Origin of the sequence: Buttiauxella brennerae ATCC 51605 (assembly GCF_001654925.1) — a bacterium.
Lineage (GTDB): Bacteria > Pseudomonadota > Gammaproteobacteria > Enterobacterales > Enterobacteriaceae > Buttiauxella > Buttiauxella brennerae.
Map to the genome: position 1 here is coordinate 649,026 of NZ_LXER01000006.1, position 16,960 is coordinate 665,985.

Consider the following 16,960-nt stretch of genomic DNA (forward strand, 5'->3'; position numbering starts at 1 on the left):
CCGGCGAGCGTTGCCGGTATTGGAGCATCATGAACTATCACATTATTCCGGTCACCGCATTCGCCCAAAACTGTTCTCTGATTTGGTGTGAAGAAACTCAACAGGCTACCGTGGTTGATCCAGGCGGTGAAGCCGAAAAGATCAAACAGCAGGTTGCAGCGAAAGGTGTGACAATCACGCAGATCCTGTTAACGCATGGCCATCTTGATCATGTTGGGGCTGCCGCCGAACTGGCCGAACACTACGGTGTTCCCGTCGTCGGGCCGGAAAAAGAAGATGAATTCTGGCTGCAGGGTTTACCTGCGCAAAGCCAAATGTTTGGCCTTGAAGAATGTTTGCCGCTGACGCCAGATCGCTGGCTAAATGAAGGCGACGTTGTGTCGGTGGGAAATGTGGCCTTACAGGTGCTGCATTGCCCGGGCCACACACCCGGCCACGTTGTTTTCTTTGATGCTCAATCCCAGTTACTGATTTCCGGTGATGTGATTTTCAAAGGTGGAGTGGGGCGTAGCGATTTCCCGCAGGGCAATCATGCTGATCTTATCGACTCAATTAAACGTAAGCTGTTGCCGTTGGGCGATGATGTGACGTTTATTCCGGGCCACGGTCCATTGTCGACACTCGGCTACGAACGCCTGCACAACCCTTTCCTGCAAGATGAATTACCCGTCTGGTAACAGCGTTTAGAAATAAGAAGAGCCGCATTGCGCGGCTCTTTTTTTTATCTGTACTGGCTTACAGTACGGCGACAATCGCTTCGCACAGTGGCGCCATATTGTCTGGCGTCATACCGGCAACGTTCACACGCCCGGATGCAACAGCATACACACCAAACTCTTCACGTAAACGCAGTACCTGCTCTTTGGTCAGACCGCTGAACGAGAACATGCCGTTCTGGTTGATGATGAAGCTGAAATCGCGGTTAGCACCTTTCTCCTGCAGGGTATTCACAAACAGGTGGCGCATACGCTGAATACGTTGACGCATGTCAGACAACTCTTGTTCCCAGATAGTACGCAGGGCATCGTTGCTCAGAATCGTTGCCACAACAGATGCACCGTGAGCTGGTGGGTTAGAGTAGTTAGCACGAATCACAGATTTCATCTGGCTGAATGCGCGGTCCACGGTATCTGCATCAGCAGCAACCAGCGTACAGGCGCCTACACGTTCGTTGTAGAGGCCGAAGTTCTTGGAGTAGGAACTCGCCACGATCAGCTCTTGATGGCTTGCTGCGAAGATACGCAAGCCTTCAGCGTCTTCTTCCAGACCACGAGCAAAGCCCTGGTAGGCGAAATCGAACAGTGGCAACCAGCCTTTGGCCAGAGACATCTCCGACAGCACTTTCCATTGTTCAGCCGTAGGGTCGATACCGGTTGGGTTATGGCAGCAACCGTGGAACAACACCACGTCGCCAGCTTGTGCAGCTTGCAGGCTGCTGACCAGGCCATCGAAATTCAGAGAGTGGTTCTGTGCATCGTAATAATCATACTCGCACACTTCCAGGCCCGCGGAGTTAAATACACTTTTGTGGTTCGGCCAGCTTGGGTTGCTCACCCACACACGTTTGGTGGTGGTGTTTTTAGCGAGGAAGTCAGCGGCAACACGCAACGCGCCAGTACCACCCGGGGTTTGTGCCGTACGAGCGCGTTTGTTTGCACTCAGAGCATTGTTTTTCCCGAACAGCAATTCCTGGGTGCAGCTACCAAACTCTGGAATACCGTCGATGCCGAGGTAGTTCTTGGTGTTCTCATTTTCCAGCAGATACTGCTCCGCCTTCTTAACACAGGTTAAAACCGGAGTTTTACCCGTTTCATCCTTATAAACACCAATGCCGAGGTTAATTTTAGTCGGACGGTCATCGGCGCGAAACAGATCGGCCAAACCAAGAATTGGATCAGCTGGAGCAGCGGTAATGTTCTCAAACATGACGAGTTTCCATTGTGATATCGAGGGGGAGTAACGCTCTCAGGTTAACTGCTGTTTTAGCAAATGCCAACCGTTTGCAACAAAAAGAAACAGACCCCGTCACAAGATAAGTTTTTCTACTTTTCAGGCATAAAAAAACAGGGCCGAAGCCCTGTCTTTAAACCATCCTGGCAACAAAGTTGCTGGATAATTAGAACTGGTAAACGATACCAACAGCTGCCTGGTCGTCTGTTGCCAGTTTAGCAGATTCGCTGTAGTTGTTGTCGTCCAGCAGGTTGAACTTATACGCAGCGTATACGTTCATGTTTTTGTTGAAGTAGTACCAGGTACCCACTTCTACGTATTTAACCAGGTCAGCATCGCCGCCAGTGAAGTCGCCACGGCTTTTCAGGTCTTTACCTTTAGACTGAACGTAAGCAATGGATGGACGCAGACCGAAATCGAACTGGTACTGAGCTACAGCTTCGAAGTTCTGAGTTTTGTTAGCGAAGTTGTTGTCAGCTTCACGAGTCATGTTCAGAGTTTCTGCATACATAATTGCAGCGTAGATGTTGTTCGCATCGTACTTAGCAGCAGTAGACCATGCTTCAGCGCGGTCGCCGCCAGCACTTGCCCAAGCGGTAGAGGTGCCTGCAGCAACCTGCTCGTTGGTACGGTCAGCAGTTTCATAACCAGCAGCAACGCTGAAGCCTTCGCCGATGTCATAAGTTGCAGCGGTGCTTACGCCGTCGCCGTTAGCTTTAGCGCCGTTACCTGCACGACCCAAAGAAATTGTACCGTTGTCATCAACGCTTGGAGCAACTACGTTGCTACGCTCGTTTTTACCCTGGTATTGCACAGCAAACGCCAGGCCATCAACCAGACCGAAGAAGTTGCTGTTACGGTAAGTCAGAACACCAGTAGTACGGCCGTTCATGAAGTTGTCAGTAGCAGCCCAAGTATCGCCGCCCCACTCAACCAGCATATCGGTATAAGCAGCAACGTCGTAGATTGCACCGTAGTTACGGCCGTAATCCAGGGAGCCTGCATCACCAAATTTCAGACCAGCAAATGCCAGACGGGTGTTAGTACCCTGAGTGCCTTCAGCGTTGGAGGCATTCATGTTGTATTCCCACTGGCCGTAACCGGTCAGTTGATCATTGATCTGAGTCTCACCTTTGAAACCGATACGAGCATAGGTGGTGTCATCACTAGAGGTATCACCGTTAGTGGTCCAGATGTGCTCGCCTACAGCTTTACCGTAGAAATCCAGTTTGTTGGCGTTTTTGTTATAGATTTCTGCAGCGTTAGCTGCACCGGCTACCAGCAGAGCAGGGATTAACACTGCCAGAATATTGCGCTTCATCATTATTTATTACCCTCATTAGGTTTTTTGTGAACACCTGCCACTGCCGTCAATAATTCTGTACGGAACTATTGATGAGAGTTTGGTGTCTTTCTGTATCTGTCAGGCATCTTTCCATCCATGAAACCGTTTCGCTAGCCTGAAAGTGCTACAAACATCGAGAGTGAGTTACAAAAGGAAAGTATGTGTAACTAAATGTGTATTTTATGGAACTTTGTGAACCAACTCAAATTTCTGCGCCGCTTCGCTCAAAAAACAACCTTTCATATCCTATATATATGAATTACTTATGTTTAATTTGCATAACGAGAAATCTTGTTAAATTGATGGTTACATTTGTACATTCTTTGAGTGATTTTTGGATGTCCAGACATCTGTGTGAAAATTGTCCGAATGTGCTAAGTCAACTCTCGAAGTGAGTAAGCAAGCTGAAGGTGAGGTTATTTTGTGTTTGTCTGTTTCGTGGACACAATTGGTAACGGGGAAGTCGTGAGGAGGGGTTGAAATTGACGTTTGTTTACCATTCGTTGAAGAAAAAAGACGTTTTTACGACAGACATAAAAAAGGCCAGCAATGCTGGCCTTAGAAAAATGAGAACTTAGAAGCTTGCGTTACGTGGTGTACGTGGGAATGGGATCACGTCACGAACGTTCTGAACACCGGTTACATAGGCAATCAGGCGCTCAAAGCCAAGACCGAAACCAGAGTGTGGCACGGTGCCGTAACGGCGCAGATCACGATACCACCAGTAGTCTTCTTTATTCAGACCCATCTCAGCCATGCGCGCATCCAGGACATCAAGACGCTCTTCACGCTGAGAACCACCAATGATTTCACCAATGCCCGGCGCTAACACGTCCATCGCTGCGACGGTTTTACCGTCTTCGTTAAGGCGCATATAGAAAGCCTTAATGTCTTTCGGATAGTTTTTCACAACGACCGGCGCTTTGAAGTGTTGCTCAGCAAGGTAACGCTCATGTTCGGAAGAAAGGTCAACACCCCAGTAAACCGGGTTTTCGAATTTCTGGCCGCAATTCTCAAGAATTGTAACTGCGTCGGTGTAATCAACCTGGGCAAAGTCAGCATCGATGAAACGCTGTAAACGTTCTACTGCATCTTTGTCAACGCGCTCTGCGAAGAACTCCATGTCATCCATGCGCTCATCAAGCACCGCTTTGAAGACATATTTCAGCATGGCTTCAGCCAGGCCCGCTACGTCATCAAGGCTTGCGAAAGCGACTTCGGGTTCCAGCATCCAGAACTCAGCCAGGTGACGGCTGGTGTTGGAGTTTTCAGCACGGAAGGTTGGGCCAAAGGTATAAACCTTAGACAGTGCGCACGCATAGGTTTCGCCGTTCAACTGGCCGGATACGGTCAGGAACGCTTCTTTACCAAAGAAGTCTTTATCGAAATCGATTTTGCCCGCATCAGTACGTGGCAGGTTTTCCATATCCAGCGTAGAAACGCGGAACATTTCGCCAGCGCCTTCGGTATCGGAAGCCGTGATCAGCGGTGTAGAAACCCAGAAATAACCCTGCTCATGGAAGAAACGGTGCAGCGCCTGGGCCAGAGTATGACGAACGCGTGCAACAGCGCCGATCATATTGGTACGTGGACGCAGGTGAGCAACTTCACGGAGATACTCAATACTGTGGCGTTTTGCCGCCATCGGGTAGGTATCAGGATCATCAACCCAACCGGTCACTTCAACTTCAGATGCCTGAATTTCAAAGCTCTGGCCCTGACCGAGAGACTCTACAACTTTACCTGTCACCACGACTGAACAGCCGGTGGTCAGGCGCAGTACGTCTTCATTGTAATTAGGCAGAGTATTATTAATGACGGCCTGTACAGGAGAGAAGCAGGAACCGTCATAGACGGCGAGGAAGGAGATACCAGCTTTTGAATCTCTACGAGTACGCACCCATCCACGCACGGTGACTTCTTGGTCAACGGCTACGCGGCCCTGGAGTACGTCGGCTACAGGCACAACGCTCATATTTTTCTCTCTATTAAATGGTCAGTGACAAAAAAAATAATTACCCACAATTGGGGGTTATCTATGTTACCTGTCGCGAGCCTACAGACAAGCAGAAAAATCAAAGGAGATGAAGAAATACAATAAAGAAGAGAACCCATGAACGCGATGAATACCATTCATGGGTTTTATCAGGATCAGCTGGCTTTTTTGATTTGCGGTAAATCGAAGGCTTTTCGCAGCGCGCGGACGAACGCTTTATCATGGCAAATGGTTTTGCCTGGGCTGTCAGAAAGTTTTGCCACAGGCTTGCCGTTACACTCAACCAGCTTGATAACAATATTAAGCGGCTTAACCTGTGGAATATCGCAGGTCAGGCGGGTGCCAATACCAAAGCTTAAATTGACGCGAGTAGAGAAATGGCGATACAGCTCAATGGCTTTTGGCAAATCGAGGTTATCAGAGAACACCAGAACTTTGGTTTTAGGGTCGATACCCAGCTTCTCATAATGTGCGACCGCTTTTTCACCCCACTCAACCGGATCCCCTGAATCATGACGCAAACCCTGGTAGCGGTTTGCGAAAGAGAGATCGAAGTCGCGCAAGAAGGCATCCATTGTAATGCAATCCGTTAACGCGATACCGAGCTTGTCAGGGTATTCATCAATCCAGGCCTGAAGTGCTGCACGTTGGCTGTTCGCGAGTGTCGGGCTGATTTGCTGATGAGCCTGGAACCACTCATGTGCCTGAGTGCCCATTGGCGTTAAGTCGAGGCGACGCGCAAGGTCGTAATTGCTGGTGCCCACAAACCACTTTTCTTGTTGCAGACGGCTGACGATGGCCTCCTGCACTTCACGTGAGAAGCGGCGGCGCGTACCAAAATCCATCAGACGGAAGGCGCAAAGATCGATATCTGCTGTCAATTCTTTGAATTGAACCAGCTTACTTTCCAGGCTCTCCAGCGCCATTTGCTGCGTGATACCCGGTGAGCGGTGTTGATGCACCACTTCACTGATCACGGCCAACAACGGCACTTCCCACATAATTACGTCCAGCCACGTACCGCTCAGACGAATGTCTAAATGGCCGTTGTTATTGCTGATGTGTACGGTCGAAGGGTCGTAGCGGAAAGTACGCAGCCACGCGAGATAATCTGCTTTAAAGAACGGCAGACTTTCCAGGAAGGTGAACTCCTCGTCGCTCAGCGCGAGGTGCTGCATTAAATCAACCTGTTCACGAATATCGTCTGCATAGATGCCCAGCAGATCGTCACCGCGGCAACGGAACTCGGCCGCGACGTTGACGTCGTGATAACGGTGGAAAACCGCCTGCTGCATATGAAGCTTATAAGCGTCAGTATCCAGAAGCGTTTGCAATATAGGGGAAGCGTGTCGTGTCATGGCGCGTTGCAGCATCCTCTCACAGGAGCGTTTCCATCAAAGGCTAAGCAGATAAAAGACGCAGGAGTATACCCTGATTATCTGTTTATTAAACCTGGATCACAACATACGCTGGGAATCTGGTCGATGGCGATTCGTGCCACTTGTTATATATATGTAGCAATTCGAGTGAATTGCCCAGAAAAGTTGAAGATTCTGCATAGCAACATTCAGGCAACAGGGTATAGACTGAACTCCGCAAACTTACGGATGATGTATAAGGTTTTTTATGACACAACAGCCACAAGCCAAATACCGCCACGACTACCGTGCGCCGGATTACACGATTACCGATATCGATTTGACCTTTGACCTTGATGCCACAAAAACCCTGGTCACTGCCATTAGCCAGATTACCCGCCAAGGCGCGGCGGGTTCGCCACTGCGTCTTGATGGTGAAGACCTGACGCTGGTTTCAATTGATGTCAATGGTACCGCCTGGGAAGATTACCGCCAGGAAGAGGGCGCATTGATTCTTGAATCTTTGCCTGAAGCCTTCACGCTGACAATCGTTAACCAAATCAGCCCTGCAACCAATACTGCCCTTGAAGGGCTTTATCTTTCGGGCGATGCGCTTTGTACTCAGTGCGAAGCTGAAGGTTTCCGCCACATTACCTGGTATCTCGACCGACCAGACGTTCTGGCGCGTTTCACCACCAAAGTTATTGCCGACAAATCCAAATATCCTTTCCTTTTATCTAACGGTAACCGCATTGCTGAAGGTGAACTGGATAACGGACGTCATTGGGTTCAGTGGCAAGATCCGTTCCCGAAACCGTGCTACCTATTTGCACTGGTAGCGGGTGATTTCGATGTATTACGTGATTCCTTTAAAACGCGTTCTGGCCGTGATGTCGCGCTGGAGTTGTTCGTCGATCGCGGTAATCTCGACCGTGCAAGCTGGGCGATGACGTCACTGAAAGCGTCGATGAAATGGGATGAAACCCGTTTTGGCCTCGAATACGACCTCGACATCTATATGATTGTTGCCGTCGACTTCTTCAATATGGGCGCAATGGAGAACAAAGGGCTTAACGTCTTTAACTCCAAATATGTGCTGGCACGTGCTGAAACGGCGACTGATAAAGACTACCTCGATATCGAACGCGTTATTGGCCACGAATATTTCCATAACTGGACCGGCAACCGCGTGACCTGCCGCGACTGGTTCCAGCTAAGCCTGAAAGAAGGGCTGACTGTTTTCCGCGATCAAGAATTTAGTTCTGATCTCGGTTCGCGTGCTGTCAACCGCATCCAGAATGTGCGTACTATGCGTGCGATGCAGTTTGCGGAAGATGCAAGTCCAATGGCGCACCCGATTCGCCCGGACAAAGTGATTGAAATGAACAACTTCTACACACTGACGGTGTACGAGAAGGGTTCAGAAGTTATCCGTATGCTGCACACCTTGCTGGGTGAAGAGAACTTCCAGAAAGGGATGCTACTTTACTTTGAGCGCCATGATGGCAGCGCGGCAACCTGCGATGATTTCGTGCAGGCGATGGAAGATGCGTCGAACGTTGACCTGTCTCACTTCCGTCGTTGGTACAGCCAGGCCGGGACACCAGTGGTGACGGTGCATGACGACTACGATCCAGAAAATGAACTGTATACGCTGACGATCAGCCAGACCACGCCGCCAACGGCTGAGCAGCAGGAAAAGCACCCGTTACATATTCCGTTCGACATCGAACTGTATGACAACGAAGGCAAAGTGATTCCGTTGCAGAAAAATGGTCACCCAATTCACCATGTGCTGAATGTGACTCAGGCAGAGCAGACATTTGTTTTCGATAACGTCTATTTCCAGCCGGTTCCGTCTTTGCTGCGTGAATTTTCAGCGCCAGTGAAACTGGAATACAAATGGAGTGACCAGCAACTGACGTTCCTGATGCGTCACGCGCGTAACGATTTCTCTCGTTGGGATGCGGCGCAAAGTTTGCTGGCGACGTACATCAAACTGAACGTCAACCGCAGCCAGCAGGGCCAACCGTTGTCGCTGCCGTTGCATGTTGCTGATGCGTTCCGTGCGATTTTGCTGGATGAGAAAATCGACCCGGCATTGGCAGCAGAAATTCTGACGCTGCCTTCGCAGAACGAAATTGCCGAACTGTTCCAGAAAATCGACCCGCAAGCGATTTCCGCCGTGCATGAAGCCTTAACGCGCACGCTGGCAAATGAACTGGCAGATGAGTTCCTGGCAGTTTATAACGCCAACAAACTTGATGCTTATCGCGTAGAACATGCGGATATCGGCAAACGCGCACTGCGTAATACCTGCCTGCGTTATCTGGCGTTTGGGGAGAAGCAGCTTGCTGAGCAACTGGTGCGTAACCAGTTCGCAAGCGCTGATAACATGACGGACTCTATTGCCGCCTTGTCTGCATCGGTTGCCGCGCAATTGCCATGCCGTGTAGAACTGCTGACTGCATTTGATGAGAAATGGCATCAGGACGGTCTGGTGATGGACAAATGGTTTGTATTGCAAGCCACCAGCCCGGCAGTTGACACGTTAAGCAAAGTGCGTGAATTGTTGAACCACCGTTCGTTTAGCATGGGTAACCCGAACCGTGTACGTTCCCTGATTGGCGCATTTGCGGCAGGTAACCCGGCGGCATTCCATGCGCTTGACGGCAGCGGCTATCAATTTATGGTGGAAATGCTGAGTGAGCTGAACCATCGTAACCCGCAGGTGGCGTCACGCCTGATTGAGCCGTTGATTCGACTGAAGCGTTACGATGCAAAACGTCAGGAAATGATGCGTGCAGCGCTGGAACAGCTGAAAGGGCTGGAGAATTTGTCGGGTGATTTGTTCGAGAAGATTTCTAAAGCGTTAGCTTAATACCGCTTTTATAAGGTGGATGTCGCTTACCGCTAATCCACCCTACAAAAGTTTGAGTAGGTCGGATTAGCGTAAGCGACATCCGACATAATTTAACCGGTGCGCACCACGCGTGCCGGTTCTTCTATAACCTGCCGTTTCATCACTCGCTCTAACACCTGAGCTTCCAGCTCCGCCAGGCGCACAGAGCCCAATTTACGGGGACGTGGCAAATCAACCGTCAGATCCAAACCGATCTTTCCTTCTTCAATCAGTAACACTCGATCCGCCATCGCCACCGCTTCGCTCACATCATGCGTCACTAACAGCACCGTAAAACCATGCTCCTGCCAAAGCGAAACGATCAACTCTTGCATCTCAATCCTTGTTAGCGCATCCAGCGCCCCCAAGGGTTCATCGAGCAATAACAGACGTGGGCGATGAATCAGTGCTCGCGCAAGCGCCACGCGTTGTTTCTGGCCACCGGACAGGGCGGCCGGCCACTCGGTAGCGCGATTAGCAAGTCCAACAGCTTCCAGAGCTTTCATCGCCGATTCTTTCCAGTTCCCTTTCAGACCCAGGCCAACATTGTTGATCACCGATTTCCACGGCAACAGGCGTGCATCCTGGAACATTAAGCGAGTCTCATCCTGGCTTTCGCGCAGCGGAGCATTACCCGCAATTAACGATCCTCCATTAGGATTCTCAAGCCCAGCCAGCAAACGCAGTAACGTACTTTTACCACCGCCGCTACGCCCGACCACGGCCACAAATTGCCCGGCAGGAATGTGCAATTCCAGCTCATCAAGAATCGTTTTATTACCGTAGCGTTTTGTCACGCTGTTAAGGAGCAGGGGAGTTCCCTGGTTTAAACGGGCGGTATTCATGCGTTCTCCTCCTGTAACTGGTAAGCCGGATGCCAGCGCAGCCAGACACGTTCGAGTAATTGCGCGCTGATATCAGCGAGTTTGCCGAGCAGGGCGTAAAGAATAATAGCGACGACAACGACGTCGGTTTGCAAGAACTCACGGGCGTTCATTGCCAGATAACCAATTCCTGAGTTGGCCGAAATCGTTTCTGCCACGATTAAGGTCAACCACATCAGGCCTAATGCGAAACGGATACCGACCATAATCGAAGGCAGCGCACCGGGCAGAATCACCTGGGCAAACAGGCTAAAGCCTGACAACCCATAGCTGCGGGCCATCTCCAGCAAACCCTGGTCGATATTACGGATGCCATGCCAGGTATTGATGTAAATCGGGAACAGCGTGCCGAGTGCTACCAGGAAAATTTTCGCTGATTCATCAATGCCGAACCACAAAATCACCAGCGGAATCAGTGCCAGATGTGGAACGTTACGCAGCATCTGAATCGAGCTGTCCAGCAGGCGCTCCCCCCAGCGAGACAGGCCGCTAATCAGCCCAAGCACTAATCCCAGGGAGCCACCAATACTAAAACCAATCACCGCACGCCATGAGCTGATAGCCAGGTGTTGCCACAATTCACCGCTGGCTGAAAGGTTCCAGAATGCAATCACCACCCCTTCCGGAGAAGGGAGGATACGCGACGAGAGCCAGCCTGCGCTCGAAGAGACTTGCCAGATTGCGATAACGGCAACCGGCAGGATCCACGGTGCCAGCCTCAGTAACAGTTTGTGCGTTGAAAAGGTCATTGGCTGCTCCTTAGCTTTGCGCCACTTTGCGCGGGATAAAGTCATTGGCGACCACTTCGCCCCGTTCATGGATCTGGCGCGGCTGTGGAATTTGCGGGATCGCGACATCAAGATGCGGGAACAGTAACTCCCCAACGCGATAGGCCTCTTCCAGATGCGGATAACCCGAAAGAATAAAGCTGTCGATACCGAGCGCTGCGTATTCGTTAATGCGTTCCGCAACGGTTGGGCCATCGCCGACCAGCGCAGTACCTGCGCCACCACGCACCAGGCCAACGCCTGCCCACAGGTTCGGGCTGATCTCCAGGTTGTCGCGCTTACCACCATGCAATGCCGCCATGCGGTGTTGGCCGACGGAATCCGTGCGGGCGAAAGCGGCTTGCGCTTTGGCGATGGTTTCATCATCCAGCTGAGAAATCAGGCGGTTGGCGGCCTCCCATGCTTCTTCATTCGTTTCACGGACAATCACATGCAAGCGAATACCAAAACGAACGGTGCGCCCATGTTTTGCCGCTTTCGCACGGACTTGTTCAATTTTCTCTTTCACTAAATGCGGTGGTTCGCCCCATGTCAGATAGAGATCCACTTGTTCGGCGGCAAGATCCTGCGCAACATCAGATGACCCGCCAAAGTAGAGCGGTGGGCGAGGCTGTTGCACCGGCGGGAACAACAGTTTTGCCCCTTTAACCTGAATATGTTTGCCTTCGTGATCAACGGTTTCACCTTCCAGCAGGCGACGCCAGATATGGGTAAATTCAGCAGATGCTTCATAACGTTCCTGGTGGTTAAGGAACACGCCGTCTGCGGCTAACTCTTCCGGGTCGCTACCGGTGACGAGGTTAAATAAAGCACGCCCGTTAGAAAGCCTGTCGAGCGTTGCGGCCTGGCGTGCAGCCACCGTTGGGGAGGTAACACTTGGGCGCAGCGCCACCAGGAATTTTAAACGCTGCGTCACCGGAATCATGGATGCGGCGACCAGCCAGGCATCTTCGCAAGAACGACCCGTTGGGATCAGTACACCAGTAAAACCGAGTCTGTCCGCAGCCTGAGCAATCTGTTGCAGGTAACCGTGATCAACCGGGCGTGCTGCGTCATTGCTGCCTAAGTAGTGGCCATCGCCATGGGTAGGTAAGAACCAGAACATATTTAAACTCATGACTTGTTTCCTTGTGTTGAGGGCTGCCAGATGCGGGTGCGAATATCGACTTTCTTAGGCACTAAATGGTTGTCATAAAACAGGTCGGCGGTTTGTTGTTGTTTTGCCGCAGTCTCAGCGCTGACAGGTGTAATGACGGTTGGTGGACGGTGATCGAAATAGGTGGCAATAACGTTTTCCGGTAGCCCCATGGTTTTTGCCAGCAACGTCACGCTTGCTTTGCGCTGGCTGCGGGTCAATGCATCGGCATCGCTAAAGGCTTTCAGAACGTTTTGCAGGAACGGACCGTTTTGTTCGGCATAAGGGCGTGAAGCGAGATAGAACGAACCGGTCTGATTCAGTTCACTGCCATCGGTTAACACGCGTACGCCACCGTTCAGCAATGCCGCAGAGTAGTACGGGTCCCAAATCGCCCAGGCGTCAACATTGCCTTGCTGGAACGCGGCACGCGCATCCGCGGGGGTTAAATAAGCTGGCTGGACATCGGTAAATTTCAGCCCGGCTTTTTGTAGCGCTCTTAACACCAGGTTGTGGGAGCTGGAACCTTTCTGGAACGCGATTTTATGTCCCTTAAGATCGGCCACCGTTTTCAGTGGGCTATTTTCCGGCACCAGAATCACTTCTGCTTTCGGTTTTGCCGGTTCAGAACCGACATACACCAGGTCAGCGCCTGCGGCCTGAGCGAAGATAGGCGGAATATCTCCCGTGCTGCCCAGATCGATACTGCCAATGTTCAGCGCTTCGAGCATTTGTGGGCCTGCCGGGAACTCAATCCACTGGAACTTTGTATTGGGATACTCTTTTTCCAGCAGTTGGTGGCTTTTCGCCAGCACCATGCTGACAGAACCTTTTTGATAACCAATACGTAATTGCTCAGGTCCGGTTTCAGCCGCATGAAGCGTGGCGCTCAGACTTAATGTTCCCGCGAGTGCAAGCCACGGAGCGGTTCGTTTCAGAAAATTAAACATGAGCAACTCCTTGCGTCTTAAAAGGGGAGGAGACAATAAAATCCCGGCGGTGCAGTGCCTGCCAGAAAGTTTCCAGCGAGCTATCAAGACGCTGTTGTAAGTTGTTGCTGAACACCGGTTTGTGCTGGTAATCCGCGATCTGGCTGTCATCAGCAAACACGCCATGCAGGATTTCCTGAGCTTTGAGCGCATTAAGAACAGGCTTTAGCGCGTAATCGACTGCCAGCATATGTGCCACAGTGCCGCCGGTAGCTAAAGGCAGAACGACTTTTTTATCCAGCGCACGCTCAGGCAGCAGGTCGAGCAGCGTTTTCAGCGCACCAGAAAATGAAGCTTTATAAACAGGTGTTGCAATGATCACGCCATCAGCCTGCTGCAACTGTTCCGTAAGTGCTAATAACGCCGGGCTATCGAAACGCGCATAGAGCAAATCTTCTGGAGCGAAATTGTGTAGATGCCAGTGACACACCTCGATATCCAGAGCGCTGAGTTTTTCGCGGGCGTATTCCAGCAGTGCGCTAGAACGGGATGGGAAGCGCGGGCTTCCAGCAAGGGTAATCACACGCATATTGTTTCCTTATAACTAATTGTTTGCTTTTAGGTAACATTGATAACAATTGAGTGTGATATTCGCGCAGAACTGTTCTTCCACTAAATGATTTATCTGGAAAACAATTGCTAAAAAACGCATAACAAGGGGATGAGAGGGAAACGATTGCGCTGATTCAGCCTTTTTTGTCGCAGGTCAATTCCATTCAACGACGTTATCGACGATAATACGGCCCCGGTTTGCATACCGGGAATCCAGGAGAGTTCATGTACTACCCCTTCGTTCGTAAAGCCCTTTTCAAGCTCGATCCAGAGCGCGCTCATGAAGTGACATTTCAGCAATTGCGTCGTGTATCAGGTACACCACTTGAATGGCTGGTACGGCAAAATGTGCCTTCTAAACCTGTAACATGTATGGGGTTGACGTTTAAGAACCCGTTAGGCCTGGCCGCAGGTCTGGATAAGAATGGTGAGTGCATTGATGCGCTAGGTGCAATGGGCTTTGGCTCAATTGAAATTGGCACCGTAACGCCGCGCCCACAGCCTGGAAATGACAAGCCGCGAATTTTTCGTCTGGTCGAGGCCGAAGGTTTAATCAACCGCATGGGCTTCAATAACCATGGCGTTGATAATTTGGTCGAGAATGTCAAAAAATCCCATTTTGATGGGGTACTGGGCATCAACATCGGCAAGAACAAAGACACCCCTGTTGAACAAGGGAAAGACGACTATCTGATCTGCATGGATAAAATTTATCCTTATGCTGGTTATATAGCGATCAATATTTCATCACCCAATACCCCTGGATTACGCACACTGCAATATGGTGAAGCGTTAGATGATTTGTTAGCTGCTATCAAAAATAAGCAGCAGGCACTTCAGGAATTGCACCATAAATATGTGCCAGTCGCGGTGAAGATCGCGCCGGATCTTTCTGAAGAAGAATTGATCCAGGTGGCTGATAGTTTAGTTCGCCATAATATTGATGGGGTAATTGCGACCAATACGACATTGGATCGTAGCCTTGTTCAGGGCATGAAATATTGTGATGAAATGGGGGGATTAAGTGGCCGTCCCGTTCAGTTGAAAAGCACAGAAATTATTCGCCGCTTATCACAAGAATTAAATGGTCGTCTGCCGATTATTGGCGTGGGCGGTATTGATTCGGTGATTGCTGCACGCGAGAAAATGGCAGCAGGTGCTTCTCTGGTACAAATATATTCCGGCTTCATATTTAAAGGCCCACCGCTGATCAAAGAAATTATTTCAGGTCTCTAAGTATATACTTTCGGACAACCAGGGCTTTATTTTCAGCCCTGGTTGTTTTATATTCCGTCATTGTTGCTAATTTGAACATATTGGTCTTTTATTAATGAGGCCATCAACGAGGCGGCGATAAGGATGTTTTAAATCGTGGGAATAAACGAAAGGGCAAATAAATATGCGCATTAAACCTGACGATAATTGGCGTTGGTATTATGATGAAGAGCATGATCGAATGATGCTCGATTTAGCCAATGGCATGCTTTTCCGTTCGCGTTTCCCTCGCAAAATGCTCACTCCCGATGCCTTTGAAAACAATGGTTTTTGTGTTGATGACGCAGCGCTTTACTTCTCCTTCGAAGAAAAATGTCGTGACCTGGTATTAAGTAAAGAACAGCGTGCAGAACTGGTCTTAAATGCGCTGGTGGCTATTCGTTATCTCAAGCCGCAAATGCCAAAAAGCTGGCACTTTCTCTCTCATGGCGACTGTTGGCAGCCGACACCAGGTGATGCCGCTTGTGTGTGGTTGAGCGATGATATGCAGCAGGTGAATCTGCTGGTGGTAGAAACCGGTGATAACGCCGCACTTTGTTTGTTAGCACAACCCGGTTTGCAACTGGCTGGCCGCACGATGCAGCTTGGTGATGCAATTAAAGTGATGAATGACAGATTAAGGCCGCAACCGGAAAGTCACGCCCTTAACCTCGATCAGGCCGTTTAATTACCTGCTAATTTCACATCGCCCGCTGGAACACAGCTACAACACAGTATTGTGCCGTCGTCATTGATCGCGCTTTTCTTCAACGCTTTGACTTCCCCGCTGACTAACTTGATTCGGCAACTCCCGCAGATCCCAGCCCGGCAAGAGTAGGGTACCCGAATACCTTGTTGTTCCAGCTGCTCCAGCAAAATTTGCTGATTGTTGCCGCGAAATTCTTTTCCCTGCCAGTCAATTGCCACCATGCTTTCCTGCTGCTGGAAAGGCTCAACGGCTTCTTCGGTTTGCCCTGCGCTATAAACTTTCGCCGGTTTCGTTGCGAGCACTTCGAGTTCATCGCCAACACGAATCACCCCGCTGTTGCGTGCAATTAAGTTCTGTCCGAAATCGACATCGCCATTATCCGTTGCAGTACGGAATTTTTGCAGCGTTGCGAGAGGTTCACCGCTCGGGTGTTTACGGCCACGCTCCGGGCTAACGGTGGTGAAAATACAGCGGCTACAAGGTTTAGCGACATCAAATGTTACGCCGCCAATCCGCACAACTTGCCAGGTATCTTCGTCCCAGGCTTGTGCGCCAGTGACGACAATATTCGGGCGAAACTGCGTCATTTTTACGCTTGCCGGGCAGCGATTTTGTAAATCACGCAGCGAGGCTTCATTAGCCAGCAAGAACGGGAAACCATCGGCAAAAGAGAGCGGGACTTCTTCGTGGCGTTTAACGCGGCGCGTTAAAGTTTCACCCAACCAGCGCAACTGTACCGGGCGTGAGAAGAAACCGCTCAGCCATTGGTTGATATCATCGGGTGCTACCTGGGCTGAGAAATGATTCCCCCAGACTTCGGTCGGCTCGGCGTCAGTTTCAAAATCTGCGAAGCGCACGGTGGCTGAGCTGCCGTCTGGTGCGCTCAGAAATAAACCATCGTGGGTAATTGCCGGAGTGAACAACACCATTTGCGGAAACTGGCGGGCAGTAATAAAAGTTCCGTCAGATTCTGTCACCATAAAAATGCGATCAAAAGCTAAACCGCTGGTGGTCGCTTGTGCATGGGAGAGGGCCAACCCGCGCATCGATTTCACCGGGTGAATATAAAGCTGGGATAGGGTGATCATGATGCGCTCG

General features: G+C 50.5%; 14 protein-coding genes. 4 read left to right on the forward strand and 10 right to left on the reverse strand.

Translation table 11 applies throughout. The annotated features are described in order from the left end of the window. Positions 1-29: 29 nt before the first annotated feature. A complete protein-coding gene (locus tag M975_RS04160) occupies positions 30-677 on the forward strand; it encodes an MBL fold metallo-hydrolase (RefSeq protein WP_064557547.1) in 648 nt (215 codons plus the stop codon). Between the two features lie 58 nt (positions 678-735). Here the strand turns inward: M975_RS04160 and M975_RS04165 are convergent, their stop codons facing one another. The 4 genes from M975_RS04165 to pncB form a co-directional block, all read right to left on the reverse strand. Next, positions 736-1,926, reverse strand: coding sequence for an amino acid aminotransferase (locus tag M975_RS04165; RefSeq protein ID WP_064557548.1), 1,191 nt, complete (start codon positions 1,924-1,926; stop codon positions 736-738). A gap of 190 nt (positions 1,927-2,116) precedes the next feature. Beyond that, complete coding sequence (locus tag M975_RS04170; protein ID WP_064557550.1) at positions 2,117-3,274, reverse strand: porin; 1,158 nt, start codon at positions 3,272-3,274, stop codon at positions 2,117-2,119. Positions 3,275-3,869: 595 nt separating this feature from the next. Continuing rightward, on the reverse strand, positions 3,870-5,270 hold the full coding sequence (asnS, locus tag M975_RS04175) for an asparagine--tRNA ligase (RefSeq protein ID WP_064557552.1): 1,401 nt from the start codon (positions 5,268-5,270) through the stop codon (positions 3,870-3,872). A gap of 176 nt (positions 5,271-5,446) precedes the next feature. Continuing rightward, complete coding sequence (gene pncB / locus M975_RS04180) at positions 5,447-6,649, reverse strand: nicotinate phosphoribosyltransferase (protein ID WP_064557674.1); 1,203 nt, start codon at positions 6,647-6,649, stop codon at positions 5,447-5,449. Between the two features lie 268 nt (positions 6,650-6,917). Between pncB and pepN the strand changes: the two genes are divergently transcribed. Further along, a complete protein-coding gene (gene pepN, locus M975_RS04185; protein ID WP_064557554.1) occupies positions 6,918-9,530 on the forward strand; it encodes an aminopeptidase N in 2,613 nt (870 codons plus the stop codon). A 92-nt stretch (positions 9,531-9,622) separates the two neighbouring features. Here the strand turns inward: pepN and ssuB are convergent, their stop codons facing one another. The 5 genes from ssuB to ssuE are packed head-to-tail and all read right to left on the reverse strand — an operon-like array spanning position 9,623 to position 13,876. Then, entirely contained in the window at positions 9,623-10,396 is a 774-nt protein-coding gene (ssuB, locus tag M975_RS04190) for an aliphatic sulfonates ABC transporter ATP-binding protein (protein WP_064557556.1), read from the reverse strand. Further along, entirely contained in the window at positions 10,393-11,184 is a 792-nt protein-coding gene (gene ssuC, locus M975_RS04195; protein WP_064557558.1) for an aliphatic sulfonate ABC transporter permease SsuC, read from the reverse strand. The genes ssuB and ssuC overlap by 4 nt, the downstream gene beginning before the upstream one ends. 10 nt (positions 11,185-11,194) lie before the next feature. After that, positions 11,195-12,340 (reverse strand): FMNH2-dependent alkanesulfonate monooxygenase, encoded by a 1,146-nt coding sequence (gene ssuD / locus M975_RS04200; protein WP_064557561.1) that lies wholly within the window; start codon positions 12,338-12,340, stop codon positions 11,195-11,197. Continuing rightward, on the reverse strand, positions 12,337-13,308 hold the full coding sequence (locus M975_RS04205; RefSeq protein ID WP_064557563.1) for a sulfonate ABC transporter substrate-binding protein: 972 nt from the start codon (positions 13,306-13,308) through the stop codon (positions 12,337-12,339). Before M975_RS04205 ends, ssuD begins: the two co-directional genes overlap by 4 nt. Then, entirely contained in the window at positions 13,301-13,876 is a 576-nt protein-coding gene (ssuE, locus tag M975_RS04210; RefSeq protein ID WP_064557565.1) for an NADPH-dependent FMN reductase, read from the reverse strand. Before ssuE ends, M975_RS04205 begins: the two co-directional genes overlap by 8 nt. 248 nt (positions 13,877-14,124) lie before the next feature. On the opposite strand from ssuE, the gene pyrD reads away from it, so the two are divergent. Continuing rightward, entirely contained in the window at positions 14,125-15,135 is a 1,011-nt protein-coding gene (pyrD, locus tag M975_RS04215; RefSeq protein WP_064557567.1) for a quinone-dependent dihydroorotate dehydrogenase, read from the forward strand. Positions 15,136-15,298: 163 nt separating this feature from the next. Then, positions 15,299-15,841 carry a cell division protein ZapC gene (gene zapC, locus M975_RS04220; protein WP_064557569.1) on the forward strand — a complete coding sequence of 181 codons (543 nt, stop codon included), beginning with the start codon at positions 15,299-15,301 and terminating at the stop codon, positions 15,839-15,841. Here zapC and M975_RS04225 read toward each other — a convergent pair. Then, positions 15,838-16,950: a YcbX family protein gene (locus M975_RS04225; protein WP_064557571.1), complete on the reverse strand. Its 1,113-nt coding sequence runs from the start codon at positions 16,948-16,950 to the stop codon at positions 15,838-15,840. The genes zapC and M975_RS04225 overlap by 4 nt on opposite strands. Positions 16,951-16,960 lie beyond the last annotated feature (10 nt).

Excerpts from the sequence above, each read along its gene's own strand:
- M975_RS04160 (WP_064557547.1), top strand. The coding sequence starts at position 30 with ATGAACTATCACATTATTCCGGTCACCGCATTCGCCCAAAACTGTTCT.
- M975_RS04165 (WP_064557548.1), bottom strand. The coding sequence starts at position 1,926 with ATGTTTGAGAACATTACCGCTGCTCCAGCTGATCCAATTCTTGGTTTG.
- M975_RS04170 (WP_064557550.1), bottom strand. The coding sequence starts at position 3,274 with ATGATGAAGCGCAATATTCTGGCAGTGTTAATCCCTGCTCTGCTGGTA.
- asnS (WP_064557552.1), bottom strand. The coding sequence starts at position 5,270 with ATGAGCGTTGTGCCTGTAGCCGACGTACTCCAGGGCCGCGTAGCCGTT.
- pncB (WP_064557674.1), bottom strand. The coding sequence starts at position 6,649 with ATGACACGACACGCTTCCCCTATATTGCAAACGCTTCTGGATACTGAC.
- pepN (WP_064557554.1), top strand. The coding sequence starts at position 6,918 with ATGACACAACAGCCACAAGCCAAATACCGCCACGACTACCGTGCGCCG.
- ssuB (WP_064557556.1), bottom strand. The coding sequence starts at position 10,396 with ATGAATACCGCCCGTTTAAACCAGGGAACTCCCCTGCTCCTTAACAGC.
- ssuC (WP_064557558.1), bottom strand. The coding sequence starts at position 11,184 with ATGACCTTTTCAACGCACAAACTGTTACTGAGGCTGGCACCGTGGATC.
- ssuD (WP_064557561.1), bottom strand. The coding sequence starts at position 12,340 with ATGAGTTTAAATATGTTCTGGTTCTTACCTACCCATGGCGATGGCCAC.
- M975_RS04205 (WP_064557563.1), bottom strand. The coding sequence starts at position 13,308 with ATGTTTAATTTTCTGAAACGAACCGCTCCGTGGCTTGCACTCGCGGGA.
- ssuE (WP_064557565.1), bottom strand. The coding sequence starts at position 13,876 with ATGCGTGTGATTACCCTTGCTGGAAGCCCGCGCTTCCCATCCCGTTCT.
- pyrD (WP_064557567.1), top strand. The coding sequence starts at position 14,125 with ATGTACTACCCCTTCGTTCGTAAAGCCCTTTTCAAGCTCGATCCAGAG.
- zapC (WP_064557569.1), top strand. The coding sequence starts at position 15,299 with ATGCGCATTAAACCTGACGATAATTGGCGTTGGTATTATGATGAAGAG.
- M975_RS04225 (WP_064557571.1), bottom strand. The coding sequence starts at position 16,950 with ATGATCACCCTATCCCAGCTTTATATTCACCCGGTGAAATCGATGCGC.